This window comes from Shinella sp. G-2 (assembly GCF_050172695.1).
In the GTDB taxonomy this organism is placed as follows: Bacteria; Pseudomonadota; Alphaproteobacteria; order Rhizobiales; family Rhizobiaceae; genus Shinella.
The window spans coordinates 161348-176651 of sequence record NZ_JBBEYH010000001.1; the positions used below are offsets into that span (position 1 = coordinate 161348).

A 15304-nucleotide genomic window follows, 5' to 3' on the forward strand; every position below is an offset into this window, starting at 1 on the left:
CTCCGAATGCCTCCTTCAAGTGCCGCTTCGCGGCTCGTTTTGCATAAAGCTAACCATGGAGAGGCCAGCTGTAACGCCCTAAATTACCTATTTCTTCCATAAATCAGGCTTATGGAAAGCTACGGAATGCGCCCGATGCAGGGGCGCTTTCCTCATCGTCCCTTCCAGACAGGATCGCGTTTCTCCGCGAAGGCGCGGGCGCCCTCGAGCTGATCTTCGCTGGAATAGAGAATGTCGACCGTGCGGAACTGCCGCTTGGTGATCCTGTTCATGGTCCCCTGGAAGGTGTCGCCTTCGGCCGCGCGCACCACTTCCTTGATGGCGGCGTAGACGAGCGGCGGGCCGCTTTCGAGCAGGCGCGCCAGTTCCCAGGCGCGGTCCATGAGCTTGTCGGCGGGCAGGATCTCGTTGACGAAACCCCAGCGATGCGCCTCTTGCACGTCGAGCCAGCGGCCGGTGAGCAGCATGTCCATGGCGATGTGATAGGGGATGCGCTTCGGCAGCTTGATCGAGGCGGCATCGGCCACCGTGCCGGAGCGGATTTCCGGCAGGGCGAAAGTGGCGTGTTCGGCAGCGAGGATGAGATCGGTCGAAAGCGCGATCTCGAAGCCGCCGCCGCAGCAGATGCCGTTGATGGCCGAGATGATCGGCTTGTTGAGGTCGCGCAGTTCCTGCATGCCGCCGAAGCCGCCGATGCCGTAGTCGCCGTCCACGGCGTCGCCTGCCGCGGCCGCCTTCAGGTCCCACCCCGGACAGAAGAACTTTTCTCCCGCGCCGGTGATGATGGCGACGCGCAGGCTGTCGTCGTCGCGGAAGTTGGCGAAGACTTCGCCCATGATGCGGCTGGTCGCCAGATCGATGGCGTTCGCCTTGGGGCGATCGATCGTGACTTCGAGAATGCCGCCTTCGCGGCGCTGGCGTATCGGTCCGGTCATGATTGTTTCCTCAGACGGATCAGTGCATCGGCCGCGACGACGCCGTCGCCGGCGGGGAGCACCATTACGGGATTAACGTCCAGTTCTTCGATTATTGAAGCGTTTGAAACGACATAGGATGCCGCTGATGCGACGGCGGCGACGAGGGCGTCGATATCCCCCTTCGGCGCACCCCGGTAACCGTTCAGCAGCTTTGCGATCTTGAGGCCGGAGATCGCCGCGCGGATCGCATTTTCGTCGGTCGGCAGCGTGAGGATTGCCGAATCTTCCAGCAATTCGACGAGGATGCCGCCCGCGCCGATGGTCAGCACCGGGCCGGCGATGGGGTCGCGCATGGCGCCGACGATCAGTTCCGCGACGGGTTTGCCCACCATCTTTTCCACAAGGAAACCGGAAGCGACGCCGGCCATGGCCTTCGCCGCGTCCATGACGGCTTCGCGGCTGGCAAGATTCAGTTTCACCGCACCCGCTTCGGTCTTGTGCGCGACGCCGAGGCCCTTGAGGACGACGGGGAAGCCGAGCGTTTCGGCAGCCTCCGCCGCAGCGTCGGCCGTTTCGGCCGTGAGGCCCTTCGGAACGGGAAGACCATGGGCGGCGAGGGCCTGCTTGGCGTCGTGCTCCGTGAGCGTGACCGCTTCGCCTTCGCCCGTCCCGGCTTTCAGGAGCGGCGCGGACAGCGGCTTCGCCCAGGCTTCGCCGATGCCGGCGGCAGCGTCGGCGGCGGCAAGGGCTTCCTCGATGCCGTAGAAAGGCACGACGCCGTTCTGCATCAGCATTTCAGCGGTCGCCTCCGGCATGTTCTCGCCCATGCTGGCGACGATACCGGCGTTTGCTCCTGCCGCCTTCGCAGCGTCGATGACGGCGTGGCAGGTGGTGATCCAGTCGGCTGGATCGCAGCGGTCGAGGCGGGGAAAATCGAGCACCAGCAGGTTCAGCCCGTAGTCGCCCTGCATCATCGTGGTGAAGGCGGCGGTCTGCTTCTCGCGGTTGCCCCACACGAAGGTGTGGTAATCGAGCGGATTGGAGATCGTCACCATCTGGCCGAGCGTTTCGCGCAGCGGCTGGCGCTGGAAATCCTTGAGCGCCCGGTAGGAGACTTTCCGCTTTTCGCCCGCATCGGCCATCAGCGAAGCTTCGCCGCCCGAGCAGGACATGGACGAGATGTCGTAATTCGGCAGCGGGCCGGCGACATGCAGCAGTTTCAGCGTTTCAAGCAGTTCCGGCAGCGTCTCGACGCGGCCGATGCCGAGGCGCGCGAGCAGGGCCGAGGAGACGGCGTCGTTGCCGGCGAGCGAAGCGGTGTGCGACACGGTGGCAAGCTGCGCCTGCTCGGATTTGCCGACCTTCAGCGTGACGACGGGCTTCTTCAGTTCGCGGGCGCGCAGGCCGAGGCGTTCCAGGGACTGGAGGCTGTCGAAGCCTTCGATATGGAGGCCGACGGCGGTGACGCGCGGGTCTTCGAGCACGGCGCAGGCGAGATCTGCAAGGCCGGTCTGCGCCTGGTTGCCGGCGGTCAGGATATAGGCAAGCGGCAGGCCGCGCTGCTGCATGGAAATGTTGCAGGCGATGTTGGAAGACTGCGTGAGGACGGCGACGCCCTTTTCGATGCGCAGCATGCCGTGCTGGTCGGGCCAGAGCAGGGCGCCGTCCAGCATGTTGATGAAGCCGTAGCAGTTCGGTCCGAGGATCGGCATGTCGCCGGCAGCCTCGACCAGCGCCTTCTGCAGATCGTCGCCATCGGCAAGCTCGCTGATGGCTTCGCGGAAGCCCGAGGCATAGCAGACCGCGCCGCCCGCGCCGCGCGCTGCGAGGTCGCGGATGATGCCGATGGTGAGTTCCCGGTTGACGCCGACGAAGGAGGCGTCCGGCGCGCCCGGCAGATCGGCGACGGAGCGGTAGCATTTGCGGCCGAGGATTTCGTCCTCTCGCGGATGCACCGGCCAGATCTCGCCGGCAAAGCCCATCTTGTCGCACTGGAAGATGACGCGCCGCGCCTCCTTGCCGCCGAAGACGGCGATGGATTTCGGACGGATGAGGCGGTCGAGGGAACGGATCATGGCAAGGTCTCCCACGCGGCTACCCCCCTCTGGCCTGCCGGCCATCTCCCCCTCAAGGGGGGAGATTGAAGGGGGGACCGTTTTGCCTGAAGGCAGCGTGGCCGTTGAAGGGAAGCCCTTGTGTCCAGCCGATCTCCCCCCTTGCGGGGGAGATGGCCGGCAGGCCAGAGGGGGGTGTTACGGGAAGAACCGACCATCCTCAGGCTCCCAGCGGCCTGAGCAGGTCGCGGCTGATGATATGCCGCTGGATTTCCGAGGTGCCGTCCCAGATGCGCTCCACGCGGGCGTCACGCCAGAAGCGGGCGAGCGGGAGGTCGTCCATCAGGCCCATGCCGCCATAGATCTGGATCGCCTCGTCGGTGACGCGGGCGAGCATTTCCGTGGCATAGACCTTGGCCGAGGCGATCTCGCGGTTCGAGGGAAGGCCCTGGTCCAGCCGCCAGGCGGCGCTGAGCGTCAGGAGGTCGGCGGCATCGATCTCGGTGATCATGTCGGCAAGCTTGAAGGAGACGCCCTGGTTCGCGCCGATCGGCTTGCCGAACTGCTTGCGCTCGGCGGCGTAGTTGAGCGCATAGTCGAAGGCGCGGCGAGCCCGGCCGACGGAGGTGGCAGCGACGGTAAGGCGCGTCGCATAGAGCCAGTCGTTGGCGATGTCGAAGCCCTTGTGCACCTCGCCGAGGATCTGGGAGGAGGGCAGGCGGCATTCGTCGAAATTGAGGATGCAGTTCTTGTAGCCGCGGTGGGAGACCGAGTTGTAGCCGTCACGGATCTCGAAACCGGGCGTGCCGCGGTCGACGAGGAAGCAGGTGATCAGCTTCTTCTTGCCGCGCGGCGTGTCCTCCTCGCCGGTCGCGATGAAGACGATGACGAAGTCGGCGATATTGGCGTGGCTGATGAAGTGCTTGGTGCCGTTGACGACCCAGTCGTCGCCGTCCTTGCGGGCAAAACACTTCATGCCGCGCACGTCGGAGCCCGCGTCCGGCTCGGTCATGGCGAGGGCGTCGAACTTGTCGCCGCGCACGGCAGGCAGCAGATACTGCTCGCGCTGCTCGGCGTTGCACGCCATCAGGATGCCGGAGGGGCGGCCGAAGAAGACCGTCAGCGCCATCGATCCGCGACCGAGCTCGCGCTCGACCAGCGTGAAGGAGGTGTGGTCGAGCCCGGCGCCGCCGACCTCTTCGGGCATGTTGCAGCCGAAGAAGCCGATCTCCTTGCACTTGCGGGCAATGTCCTGGCCGAGTTCCGGCGGCACATGGCCGGTGCGCTCGACCTCGTTTTCGTGCGGATAGATTTCCGTCTCGACGAAGGCGCGGACGGTGTCCACGATCATCTGCTGTTCGTCGGTGAGTGCGAAATTCATTGGGTAGTCCTCCCCGTCTGTCTTTTACGGGAGGCGCGTGCGGCGACCTCCCTCTGCCCTTGCGGGCATCTCCCCCTCAAGGGGGAAGATTGGTTGCGGCACCGCCTTGCGCCCTGCCGATCTATCCTTCCGAGGAAAGACGCCCGGCAGGGCAGAGGGCTGGAATCACTTGTGCTTCTGTCCGACGCTGCGGCCAGCGCCTTCCGGCGCCGCCAGCTTGGCATGGGCTTCGGCAATTGGCGCGATCCTGGCCAGCACCTCGGCGGGTGCGTCGGTGCTCTTGCCGGCCTTGGAATCGACATGGACCATCATCTGCTCGGCCGTGGCGATGACGTCGCCGGTGGCGGCGTCGTGGATGCGCGTGAAGAAGTGCAGGCGCTTGCGGTCCGAGGAAAGGATCTGGAGCGTCGTGTAGAGCGCCTGGCCGAGCTTGGCTTCGCCGAGATGGCGGATATGGGTTTCCACCGTGTAATAGCTGTGGCCGGCTTCCACATAGGCGAAGTCGACGCCGATGAGGCGCAGCAGCGCGTCGGACGTGTCGCCGAAGAGCTGGAGATAGCGGTGCTCCGTCATGTGGCCGTTATAGTCGACCCAGGCGGCATTGACCTTGGTGTCGACGAGACGCAGCGGCTGCGCGGCGGAAACCTCGACCTTCGCCTTGCCGGCCTTGGCCCACAGGTGTTCCTCGAATTCGGCGAGCAGCTTGCCCGAGCCCCAGCCGCGGCCTTCGTCGCCGGCCTTCAGCGCATGCATGATGCCGACGAGGTTCTGGTCGCGGATGCGTTCCAGCTCGCGGATGCCGCGGGCGCCGGACTGGGCGTCGGACTGGTTGGCGATCTTCTCGACCAGCTCGTCGTTGAGGTCGACGACGTCGGTGAGCTTCGTCCAGGGCCAGGAGAGGCAGGGACCGAACTGGGCGAGGAAGTGACGCATGCCCGCTTCGCCGCCGGCGATGCGGTAGGTCTCGAACATGCCCATCTGCGCCCAGCGCATGCCGAAGGAATAGCGGATCACGTCGTCGAGCGTCTCCGTGTCGCAGATGTCGTCCTTGATCAGCCAGAGGCCTTCGCGCCAGACGGCTTCGAGGAGACGGTCGCCGACGAAGGCCTCGATCTCCTTGTTGATGATGACACCCTTCATGCCGATGGGGGCGAGCTTGGCCTTGGCGTCTTCCAGCACGGCGCGCGAGGTCTTCTGGCCGCCGACGAGTTCGGCGAGCGGCAGCAGGTAGACGGGGTTGTAGGGATGCGCCACGAACAGGCGTTCGGGGTGCTTCATGTCGCGCTGAAGATCGGTCGGCATGAGGCCGGAGGTGGAGGAGCCGATCAGGGCGTCGGGCCTGGCGGCGGCGTCGATCTGGGTCAGGACATTGCGCTTCAGTTCCAGCCGCTCGGGAACGCTTTCCTGAATCCAGTCAGCGTCTTGCACGGTCTCTTCGATGCTCTTGCAGAAGGTGACCTTACCCTTCGGCGGCAGAGGCGCCATGGTGAGCATGCCATAGGCGCGCTCGGCATTGGCCATGACTTCGCCGATGATGCGCTCGGCTTCCGGGTGCGGATCGAAGACCTTCACGTCGATGCCGGCGAGCGCGAAGCGGGCGACCCATGCTCCGCCGATGACGCCGCCGCCGACACAGGCTGCCTTGTTGATGGTGCTCATAGGGATACTGCTTTCATGGCTTGTGGTCTTCAGATGCGGCATCCCCCTTCGCCCTGCCGGGCATCTCCCCTTCAAGGGCGGGGAGATCAGAGGGGCAATGCCTTGCCCAATGCAACGGTCGCGGTCGAACGGAGGCGCCTGTTTCCCGCCGATCTCCTTTCGAGGGGAGATAACCGGCGGGGCGGAGCGGGTGACCGCGTTCCGCCGCGCGCCTCGTTCGTCAGCCGCGCGGCGCGCGCTTCGTTAGTTTCAGCTTCTCGCGCACTTCGGCGGGGCCGATGACGCGGGCGCCCATGCTTTCGACGATGTTGACGGCCTTGTCGACGAGCTGCGCATTGGTGGCGAGCTGGCCCTTGCCGACATAGAGATTGTCCTCGAGGCCGACGCGGACATTGCCGCCCGCAAGCACGGCCGCGGCCGGGTAGGCCATGGCGTTGCGGCCGATGGAGAAGGCCGAGAAGGTCCAGTTGGACGGCACGTTGTTGACCATCGCCATGAAGGTGTTGAGGTCATCCGGCGCACCCCACGGAATGCCCATGCAGAGCTGGATCAGCACCGGGTCCTCGATGATGCCTTCCTCGGCGAGCTGCTTGGCGAACCAGAGGTGGCCGGTGTCGAAGGCTTCGATCTCCGGGCGGACGCCGAGGTCCGTCATCATCTTGCCCATGGCGCGCAGCATGGACGGCGTGTTGGTCATCACGTAGTCGCCGAGCGAGAAGTTCATCGTGCCGCAGTCGAGCGTGCAGATTTCCGGCAGGCATTCGGCGACGTGGGACACGCGCTCGGTGGCACCCACCATGTCGGTGCCGTTGGGGTTCAGCGGCAGGGGCTGTTCGGTGTTGCCGAAGATCATGTCACCGCCCATGCCGGCGGTGAGGTTGAGCACGACGTCGACCTCGGCGTCGCGGATGCGCTCGGTCACCTCGCGGTAGAGATCGTTGCGACGGCTCGGCGCGCCGGTTTCCGGATCGCGGACGTGGCAGTGCACGATGGCCGCGCCGGCCTTGGCGGCTTCGATGGCCGATTCGGCGATCTGCTTGGGAGAGCGCGGAACATGGGGCGATTTTCCGGCGGTGTCGCCGGAGCCGGTAACGGCGCAGGTGATGAAGACGTCGCGGTTCATGGCTAAGGGCATTGTCGTTCTCCCGGTATTCTCGTTACGGCCATTACGAGCCAAGAGAAGACGCAATGCTTTCACTTTTCGGATCCATCCTTGACAATTCGAGAGATGAAAAAGCATGCTTGCCACATGCTCGATCCCTCCGCCGATACGCTCGACATCGATATTCTCGTGCTGCCCGAGACGAACCTCATTCTCGTCGCCTCGGTCATCGAGCCCTTGCGCGCGGCCAACCGCATCTCCGGCCAGGCGCTCTATCGCTGGCGGATTTTCTCGCCGGACGGACTGCCGGTCGAGACGCGCAGCCGCATCCCCGTGCCGGTCGACGGCCCGTTCCGGCCGGAGAAGGAGGCCCATCCGCTCTTCGTGCTTTCCTCCTATCAATGGCAGATGAGTGCGACGCCTCTGTTGCGGCGCCAGCTTTCGCAGACGGCACGCTACCGCACGGCCATGGCCGGCATCGAATCGGGCAGCTGGCTGCTCGCCGAGGCAAGCCTGCTCGACGGCCATTCGGTGACGATCCACTGGGAGGACATGGAGGAGTTCGCATCGCGCTATCCGCAGATCGCCGTCATGCGCGAGCGTTTCGTCATCGACGGCAAGCGGCTGACGACCGGCGGTTCGCTGCCGACACTCGACCTTATGCTGGAGATCATCCGCCGCCGGCAGGGCTATTCGCTGGCGCTCGAAGTCTCGCGCCTCTTCATCTACGAACACGAGCGCACCGGGGGCCTGCTGCAGGTGCCGGCGCTCGGCAACATGCGCGTCGCGGACCAACGCGTGAGCCAGGCGGTGCGGCTGATGGAAGAGACGGTGGATGCGCCGTTGACGTTGGCGCGGCTCGCAAGGCGCGTGGGCATCAGCGCGCGGCACCTGCAGGACCTCTTCCAGGAATCCATGGGGGTCGCCCCGCACCAGCACTATCTGGCGCTGCGCCTCAATGCCGCCCGGCGCAAGGTGATCGAGACCAGGGCGGAATTCGCCGACATCGCCGCGCTCACCGGTTTCAATTCGTCCTCCGCCTTCTCCCGCAGCTACCGCGCGCACTACCACGAAAGCCCGACGGAGACGCGGCGGCGGCTGCGGACCGGAGCGAAGTCCTAGAGAAATTCAGGTGAACTACAGCCTGTTGTTTTCGCTTCACTATCCGAAGCGAAGCTTCGCCATCTCGGCTGGACATGTTCCTAAGCTTTTGCAAGGAGCGCCAGCATGGTCTCCGCCGCCTGCCGGGAAAGGGCGTCGCGCGGCCAGACGAGGCTGAGCGACTGCTGGTAGGCGGCATCGAGCGGCAGCAGCGTCGGCGGCGGCGCGATGTTGGCGACGGAGTGCTCCGGCAGCACCGAGAGATGACCGTGGTCCAGCACGAGGTTGATGATGACGGGGATCGAATCGACCTCGACCAGCGTCAGGCGGGCGCGGTCGGCAGGTGACAGCGCGGCTTCCAGAAAACGATCCGTCATCTGGCGCAGACCGCTGCGCGGGCTGGGAACCGCGATGGGATAGCGCCGCAGCAGGGCGGCGATATCCTGCCGTTCGGCCTCTTCCAGTGCGAGCGGGGCGGCGAGGGCAAGTTGCGAGCGGCCGATCAACTGGCCGTCGAATTCGGCGGGATAGCGGTCCGTATCGAGCAGGATCAGATCGAAGCGGCGGGTCTTGAGGCCGGAGACGAGATCGTCCGCCGTGGTGGAGGAGAGGAAGAGCGGCTGGCGGGGCCGGGCCGCGCGCCATTTGACCGCAAGGCGCGCCAGCAGGGCGGCGATCTCGCTTTCATGGCCGAAGGGAATGACGGTGCCGAGCCGCCAGGTGGCGGCGGACCGGCGAAAACGCTCGGCCGAGGCGACATAAAGCGCCTCCCAGGCCGTGCCGATCCGCTCGGCAAGGGTGAGCGCCTCGAGGCCGGCCGGCGTGCAGCTTATGCCGGCCGCCGACCGGTCGAGCAGCTTGCAGCCGATGGTCTGCTCCAGATGGCTGAGCTGGCGGGTGAGCTGCGGCTGGCCGAGGCCGAGATTTTTGGCGGCCGCATTGATGCTGCCGGCTCTTGCGGCGGCGGCGAAGCGGGCGAGGGCGGGAAGCGGGATGGCAGGCACCGTTGCCGTGCCGGTCCCCAGGGCGGCGAGCGCGGTGGCGGCGTGGGCGATCTCGGAAAAGCGCGGCAGGCGCGCTTCGGCCTCCAGCGTCGGAACGAGCGCCTGCCCGTCGCGGCGCACCAGCGGCACGGAAAGCACGGCCTCGACCCGGCGAAGCGCCGCGCTGGCGCTGGAGGCGGGCCGGCCCGAGGCGACGGCCGCCCTGCGGATGCCGCGTTCTTCGAGAATGCTATGCACAAGACAAAGGGTGGAGAGATCCACGGAACGGGCCTTTCGGTTTTTCCGTTCGGCCTATAGCATGAACCGTACGGCTTTTGGGATATGGGTTCGGCCCGCGTTCCGCATAACATCCACATCCGGATTTACGCCGCTCCGTCACACGTTTGCTGGACCCGCGCCAGAACAGGCTTTTTGAAAATGCTCGCTTCCGCCGATACGCTCTACCTCACCGGTCAACCGCTCGATTTCGCCACGCTGGAGGCGATCGGCACGGGCGCGCGCCACCCTGTCGCCTGCGAGATCGGCATGGGGCGTGTCGGCACGGCGCGGCATGTGGTGACGGAGCGCCTGGCGACGGGCCTGCCGATCTATGGTGCGAATACCGGCGTCGGCTCGATGAAGGACAAGCTCTGGACGGCGGACGACCTTGCCGAATTTAACAACAGCCTCGTCAAGGCGCATCACTTCGGCACGGGCGAGCCCTTCTCTCTGCCCATCGTGCGCAAGGCGATGGCGATCCGCGTCAACACCGCGCTCGGCGGCTATTCCGGCTGCAGCCCGGACCTCATCGACGCCTTCCTGGCCCTGCTTGAACGGGATATCGTGCCGGTCGTGCGCCGTCACGGCTCGATGGGCTGCGCCGATATCGGCCTGATGGGGCAGGTGGCCGCGGTGCTGACGGGCGAGGGCGAAGCCTGGTTCGGCGGCGAGCGCCTCCCGGCGGCCGAAGCGCTCAAGCGTGCCGGCCTTGCGCCCTATCGCATGCAGCCGCGCGATGCGCTGGCCGCGCTCAGCGTCAATGCCATTTCCCATGCCGCCGCCGCCAATGTGGTGCGCGAGGCGGCCAAGGCGATCCGCAACCTCATGGTGACGGGCGTGCTCTCCTCGCTGGCGCTCGGCGCCTCGGCCGATCCATGGCGGGTGGCAGCCCGCCTTTCGGCCCATGGCGAGGCGCTGGCCGGCACCTGGTTCGAGGCGCAGGCGACGTCAGGCCATTGGCCCAAACCGTCTGCGATCCACGATCCGCTCAGCCTGCGCATGACCGCGCAGGTTTTCGGCGCCTGCCTCGATACACTGATGAATGCCGCCGAGCGCATCGTCGAGGCGACGGCGCAGTCGGACGACAACCCGGTCGTGCTCGACAACCACGTCATGGCCTCGGGCGGCTCGCTGCCGCTATCGACCACGCTCTATGTCGAGGCGGCGCAGACGGGCTTTGCCCATCTTGCCCGCAACGTGCTGAACCGCTGCGTGCTGCTCGCCAATGGCGTGCGCCGCAACCTGCCGGTCAATCTCGTCGCGCCCGGCGAGGCGGCGACGGGCTTCGGACCGCTGCTGAAGCTTGCCGTGGAACTCTACATGCGCATCCAGTCGCTGGCCGTGCCGATCTCGGCGCAATCCATCGTCGTGGCCGGCGGTCTGGAAGAGGAGGCGACCTTCCTGCCGCTCATCGTCGAACGCATGGAAAGCCAGGTGCGTGACCTGCGCCAGCTCGCCGCGCTCGAAGCCATGCTGTCCTCGCAGGCGATCGACCTTGTCGGCGACAATGCCGAAGGCGTCGCGGCCATCGCCTATCAGCGCACGCGGGCGATCAGCCCCTTCTACCGCAAGGACAGGCCGCTTTCCGCCGAGATCGAGGCGCTCGACCGCGATCTTGCCAGCCCCGAGGCGCTTGCCGCCTTCGTCGATGCCGCGCCCATGGCGGGTTTCGACGCCTTCTTTGCTCTCAAGTCCTGACGGAGACCATCATGGCCGATTTCGATCTCGTTCTGAAAGGAACCGTGGTTCTTGCGGACCGCATCGTGGATGGCGGGCATGTGGCCGTGCGCGACGGCAAGGTGGTGCATGTCGGGCAGGGCGCGATGCCCGCGGCGAAGGAGCGGCACGATCTCTCCGGCGCGCTGATCCTGCCGGGCGCCATCGATGCGCAGGTGCATTCGCTCTCGCAGAAGAACCAGGAGGATTTCATCTGGTCGACGCGCTCGGCGGCGGCGGGCGGCGTCACCACCATCGTCGACATGCCCTATGACGAGGGCAATCTCGTCTGCTCGGCCGAGGCGGTGAAGATCAAGGTCGATCATGCCTCGCCGCAGGCGCGCGTCGATTTCGCGCTCTACGGCACGGTCGACCCCGAGGAGGGGCCGGCGCGCATCGGCGAGATGGTCGAGGCGGGTGTCGCGGCCTTCAAGTTCTCCACCTTCGGCACGGATCCGAAGCGGTTCCCGCGCATTCCGGTGGCGCTGCTGGAGGATTGCTTCCGCGCCATCGCGCCGACGGGGCTGGCGGCCGGCGTGCACAACGAGGACGACGAGGCGGTGCGCGCGGCGATTGCCAAGGTGAAGGCGGCCGGTATCACCGACTACCGTGCCCATGGCCTGTCGCGTCCGCCGCTGACGGAGCTGCTCGCCTCCAACCAGATCTACGAAACCGGCGCCGAGACCGGCTGCCCGGCCCATGTGGTGCATTGCTCGCTCGGCCGCGGTTACGAGATCGCCGCCGCCTACCGGGCGCAGGGGCACCGCGCAACCATCGAGTGCTGCATCCACTATCTGACCCTCGACGAGGAGAACGACGTGCGCCGTCTCGGCGGAAAGGCGAAGATCAATCCGCCGATCCGTTCGCGCGCCGAGGTGGAAAAGCTCTGGCGCCACGTCGCCGAGGGCAATGTCACGCTGGTTTCCACCGACCACGTCAGCTGGTCGGAGGACCGCAAGACCAATCCGGACATGCTGGCCAATGCGTCGGGCGTGCCGGGGCTGGAGGTCATGGTGCCGCTCTTCGTCAAGGGCGCGCTGGAGCGCGGCATTCCCCTGACGCGCGCCGCCGAGCTGATGACGCTCAACCCGGCGCGGCATTTCCGGCTGGATCATGCCAAGGGCGCGCTGGAGGCCGGCAAGGATGCCGACATCACCGTGCTGACGCCCGAGCCCTATATCTATGACGCGGCGGCGAGTGGCCACAACGTCGTCGGCTGGTCGCCCTATAACGGCATCAAACTGCCGTGGCGCGTTTCGGCCACGTATCTGCGCGGCAGGCTCGCTTTCGATGGAAAGACGGTTCTGGCCGAACCCGGCGCCGGCGCTTTCGTGCGGCCGCTGCCGACGCTGGTTTGCGCGGGTGCCCGCTGATGGCCCGCGCCAGCAATCTGCCGGTCGATCCCGCCCGCATCGCGGATGTGATCGACGGCCTCGCCGCGCTCACCGAGCCCGGCCGGCCCTATACGCGGCGCGCCTTTACCGCTCTGTTCCCGGCGGGGCGGGATTTTCTTCGCGACAGGTTTCAGGCCGCGGGGCTTGAAACGCGCATCGACGCGGCGGGCAATCTCGTCGCGCGTCGGCCGGGTCGCAAGCCCGGTCTCGGCACGATCATGCTCGGCTCGCACTCCGACACGGTGCCGGACGGCGGGCGTTACGACGGCATTGCCGGCGTCGCCGTGGCGCTGGAAGTGGTCCGGTCGCTTGCCGACCGGGGCATCGACCTCGACCATGACCTGGAAGTCGTCGATTTCCTCGCCGAGGAGGTCTCGATCTTCGGCGTCTCCTGCATCGGCAGCCGCGGCATGGCCGGCGTGTTGCCGGCGGAGTGGCTGTCCCGGGAGAGCGGCGGGCTGACGCTGGAGCAGGGCATTCGCGATGCCGGCGGCGATCCGGCGCGCATTGCGGCCGAGGCGCGCAAGGACATCGCGGCCTTCCTCGAACTGCATATCGAGCAGGGGCCGGTGCTGGAGACGGAGAAGCGCGATATCGGCGTCGTCACGGCGATTGCCGGCATCACCCGCATCGAGATCGTCGTCGAGGGCCGGGCGGACCATGCCGGCACGACGCCGATGGGCAGCCGCGCCGATGCGCTGGCCGCCGCGGCGCGGCTGGTGACCGGCATCGAGGCGCTGGCGACGTCGCTTTCCAAGGGACCGGCGCACTTCACCGCGACGGTGGGCGAGTTCTCCATCGAGCCGAATGCGGCCAATGTCGTCCCGTCCCGCGCCCGCCTGCTGATCGACGCGCGGGCGGAAGAACGGGCGACGATGGACGGCTTTGCGGCCTCCGTCGAACGCATGGCGGAAGCGGTCGCGCACGAGACGGGCACGCGCATCGCCACGCCGCGCCGCATCTCCGACAACATGCCGACGCCAGGCGATGCGCTGCTGCTCGACGTGCTGGACGCGGCCTGCGAGACGGCGGGCGCCAGCCATCGGCGCATGGCCTCCGGTGCGGGGCATGACACGGCCTTCATGGCGAAGGTGACGCGCGCGGCGATGATCTTCGTGCCCTGCCTTGGCGGGCGCAGCCACGCGCCGGAGGAGTTCGCCGAGACCGACGACATCGCGCTCGGGGCGGCGGTGCTTCTTCATGCAGTGATTCAACTCGACGAGAAACTTCAGAAAGCGATTCAGGAGGGCGCCTAATGGGCCGGATTCTAAAGGAAAAAGACGTCGAGGCGGCGGTCAAGGGCGGCTCGGTCTATGCCGCCGGCGGCGGCGGCTGGGCCGACCACGGGCGCATGCTCGGCTATGCGGCGGTTTCCATCGGCAAGCCGGAGCTGGTTTCGATCGACGAGCTTTCGGACGATGACTGGGTGGCGACGGCCGCGGCCATCGGCGCACCCGCGTCGACCACGCCCTGGGAGATGCGCGGCGTCGATTATGTGAAGGCCGTGGAGCTTTTGCAGGAAGCGCTGGGCGAAAAGGTCTCGGCGCTGATGGTGGGACAGAACGGCAAGTCCTCGACGCTGAACGGCTGGCTACCCTCCGCCATCCTTGGCACCAAGGTGCTCGACGCCGTCGGCGACATGCGCGCGCATCCGACCGGCGACATGGGCTCCATCGGCATGGCCGGCTCGCCCGAGCAGATGATCCAGACGGCCGTTGGCGGCAATCGCGACGAGAACCGCTATATCGAACTCGTCGTGCGCGGCGCGACGGCGAAGGTCTCGCCGATCCTGCGCACCGCCTCCGACATGTCGGGTGGCTTCATCGCCTCCTGCCGCAACCCGCTGCGTGCCTCCTATGTGCGCAGGAACGCCGCGCTCGGCGGCATCTCGCTCGCCCTGAAACTCGGCGAGGCGATCATTGCGGCGGAAAGCAACGGCGGTTCGGCGATCATCGACGCCATGGTCAGGACAACGGGCGGCGCAATCCTCTCCGAAGGCGTCATCACCGACAAGTCGGTGGTCTATACCAAGGAAGCCTTCGACATCGGCACGGTGACGCTCGGCACGGGCGACAAGGCGACCGTGCTGCATGTGATGAACGAATATATGGCGGTGGAATCGGCCGAGGGCACGCGCCTTGCCACGTTCCCCGACGTCATCACCACACTCTCGCCCGAGGGTGAACCGCTCAGCGTCGGCCAGCTCGAGGTCGGCATGAGGATCTTCGTGCTGCATGTGCCGAAGACGATCATTCCGCTGGCCTCCAGCGTGCTCGACCCGACCGTCTACCCGTCGGTCGAAAAGGCGATGGGCATCGATCTCGTCAGCTACGCGCTGGCCAAGTAACCGGGAGCGGGCGATGGCACGGGACAGGGAACTGGAAGACATCGTCCGCGCCGATCTCGGCCTTCGCGCCGGGCTCTCGGAAAAGCCCATGTTCGGCGGGCTTGCCTTTCTGCTCGACGGGCACCTTCTTTGCGGTGCGCGCAGGGAGGGCATGCTGGCACGCCTCGGCAAGGGCAACGATGCCTGGGCGCTCGCTGTCGACGGCATTGCGCCGATGATCATGGGAGAGCGGGTGATGGAGGGCTGGGTGCGCGCCTCGCCCGAGGCCTGCGCCGACGAGGCGCTGCGCCGCCGCCTCATCGCCGAGGCCATTGCCTTCGTCGACGCGCTGCCGCCGAAGTAACACGATATCTTACGCAAGAGGGACAACC

The 15304-nt window shown here is 66.6% G+C and carries 12 protein-coding genes; 6 read left to right on the forward strand and 6 right to left on the reverse strand.

Annotated features, from left to right (window positions below; genetic code table 11):
- Positions 1–152: 152 nt before the first annotated feature.
- The 5 genes from V8U06_RS00795 to V8U06_RS00815 all read right to left on the reverse strand — a co-directional run bounded on the left by V8U06_RS00795 (position 153) and on the right by V8U06_RS00815 (position 7146).
- Positions 153–935, reverse strand: coding sequence for a carnitinyl-CoA dehydratase (locus V8U06_RS00795; protein WP_226918439.1), 783 nt, complete (start codon positions 933–935; stop codon positions 153–155).
- Positions 932–2992, reverse strand: coding sequence for an acetate--CoA ligase family protein (locus V8U06_RS00800; protein WP_427139089.1), 2061 nt, complete (start codon positions 2990–2992; stop codon positions 932–934). Before V8U06_RS00800 ends, V8U06_RS00795 begins: the two co-directional genes overlap by 4 nt.
- A 199-nt stretch (positions 2993–3191) precedes the next feature.
- On the reverse strand, positions 3192–4352 hold the full coding sequence (locus V8U06_RS00805) for an acyl-CoA dehydrogenase family protein (protein WP_226918441.1): 1161 nt from the start codon (positions 4350–4352) through the stop codon (positions 3192–3194).
- A 165-nt stretch (positions 4353–4517) separates the two neighbouring features.
- On the reverse strand, positions 4518–6011 hold the full coding sequence (locus V8U06_RS00810; RefSeq protein WP_427139090.1) for a carnitine 3-dehydrogenase: 1494 nt from the start codon (positions 6009–6011) through the stop codon (positions 4518–4520).
- A 220-nt stretch (positions 6012–6231) separates the two neighbouring features.
- Positions 6232–7146 (reverse strand): 3-keto-5-aminohexanoate cleavage protein, encoded by a 915-nt coding sequence (locus V8U06_RS00815; RefSeq protein WP_427139091.1) that lies wholly within the window; start codon positions 7144–7146, stop codon positions 6232–6234.
- Between the two features lie 93 nt (positions 7147–7239).
- Here V8U06_RS00815 and V8U06_RS00820 point away from each other — a divergent pair, with 93 nt between their 5' ends.
- On the forward strand, positions 7240–8235 hold the full coding sequence (locus V8U06_RS00820; protein ID WP_427139092.1) for a GlxA family transcriptional regulator: 996 nt from the start codon (positions 7240–7242) through the stop codon (positions 8233–8235).
- An 80-nt stretch (positions 8236–8315) separates the two neighbouring features.
- Here the strand turns inward: V8U06_RS00820 and V8U06_RS00825 are convergent, their stop codons facing one another.
- Positions 8316–9479, reverse strand: a complete 1164-nt coding sequence (locus tag V8U06_RS00825) for a LysR family transcriptional regulator (protein ID WP_427139093.1) — start codon at positions 9477–9479, stop codon at positions 8316–8318.
- Between the two features lie 156 nt (positions 9480–9635).
- Between V8U06_RS00825 and V8U06_RS00830 the strand changes: the two genes are divergently transcribed.
- The 5 genes from V8U06_RS00830 to V8U06_RS00850 are packed head-to-tail and all read left to right on the forward strand — an operon-like array spanning position 9636 to position 15276.
- Positions 9636–11174 (forward strand): aromatic amino acid lyase, encoded by a 1539-nt coding sequence (locus V8U06_RS00830; RefSeq protein ID WP_427139094.1) that lies wholly within the window; start codon positions 9636–9638, stop codon positions 11172–11174.
- Positions 11175–11185: 11 nt separating this feature from the next.
- Entirely contained in the window at positions 11186–12565 is a 1380-nt protein-coding gene (locus tag V8U06_RS00835) for a dihydroorotase (protein WP_427139095.1), read from the forward strand.
- Positions 12565–13842 carry a Zn-dependent hydrolase gene (locus V8U06_RS00840; RefSeq protein ID WP_427139096.1) on the forward strand — a complete coding sequence of 426 codons (1278 nt, stop codon included), beginning with the start codon at positions 12565–12567 and terminating at the stop codon, positions 13840–13842. Before V8U06_RS00835 ends, V8U06_RS00840 begins: the two co-directional genes overlap by 1 nt.
- Entirely contained in the window at positions 13842–14933 is a 1092-nt protein-coding gene (locus V8U06_RS00845) for a DUF917 domain-containing protein (protein WP_427139097.1), read from the forward strand. Before V8U06_RS00840 ends, V8U06_RS00845 begins: the two co-directional genes overlap by 1 nt.
- A 13-nt stretch (positions 14934–14946) precedes the next feature.
- Entirely contained in the window at positions 14947–15276 is a 330-nt protein-coding gene (locus tag V8U06_RS00850) for a TfoX/Sxy family protein (RefSeq protein ID WP_427139098.1), read from the forward strand.
- The last annotated feature ends 28 nt before the right edge of the window (positions 15277–15304 follow it).

What these genes read in the sequence shown, in the direction of transcription:
- V8U06_RS00795 (WP_226918439.1), bottom strand. Translation starts at nt 935, where the DNA reads ATGACCGGACCGATACGCCAGCGCCGCGAAGGCGGCATTCTCGAAGTC.
- V8U06_RS00800 (WP_427139089.1), bottom strand. Translation starts at nt 2,992, where the DNA reads ATGATCCGTTCCCTCGACCGCCTCATCCGTCCGAAATCCATCGCCGTC.
- V8U06_RS00805 (WP_226918441.1), bottom strand. Translation starts at nt 4,352, where the DNA reads ATGAATTTCGCACTCACCGACGAACAGCAGATGATCGTGGACACCGTC.
- V8U06_RS00810 (WP_427139090.1), bottom strand. Translation starts at nt 6,011, where the DNA reads ATGAGCACCATCAACAAGGCAGCCTGTGTCGGCGGCGGCGTCATCGGC.
- V8U06_RS00815 (WP_427139091.1), bottom strand. Translation starts at nt 7,146, where the DNA reads ATGCCCTTAGCCATGAACCGCGACGTCTTCATCACCTGCGCCGTTACC.
- V8U06_RS00820 (WP_427139092.1), top strand. Translation starts at nt 7,240, where the DNA reads ATGAAAAAGCATGCTTGCCACATGCTCGATCCCTCCGCCGATACGCTC.
- V8U06_RS00830 (WP_427139094.1), top strand. Translation starts at nt 9,636, where the DNA reads ATGCTCGCTTCCGCCGATACGCTCTACCTCACCGGTCAACCGCTCGAT.
- V8U06_RS00835 (WP_427139095.1), top strand. Translation starts at nt 11,186, where the DNA reads ATGGCCGATTTCGATCTCGTTCTGAAAGGAACCGTGGTTCTTGCGGAC.
- V8U06_RS00840 (WP_427139096.1), top strand. Translation starts at nt 12,565, where the DNA reads ATGGCCCGCGCCAGCAATCTGCCGGTCGATCCCGCCCGCATCGCGGAT.
- V8U06_RS00845 (WP_427139097.1), top strand. Translation starts at nt 13,842, where the DNA reads ATGGGCCGGATTCTAAAGGAAAAAGACGTCGAGGCGGCGGTCAAGGGC.
- V8U06_RS00850 (WP_427139098.1), top strand. Translation starts at nt 14,947, where the DNA reads ATGGCACGGGACAGGGAACTGGAAGACATCGTCCGCGCCGATCTCGGC.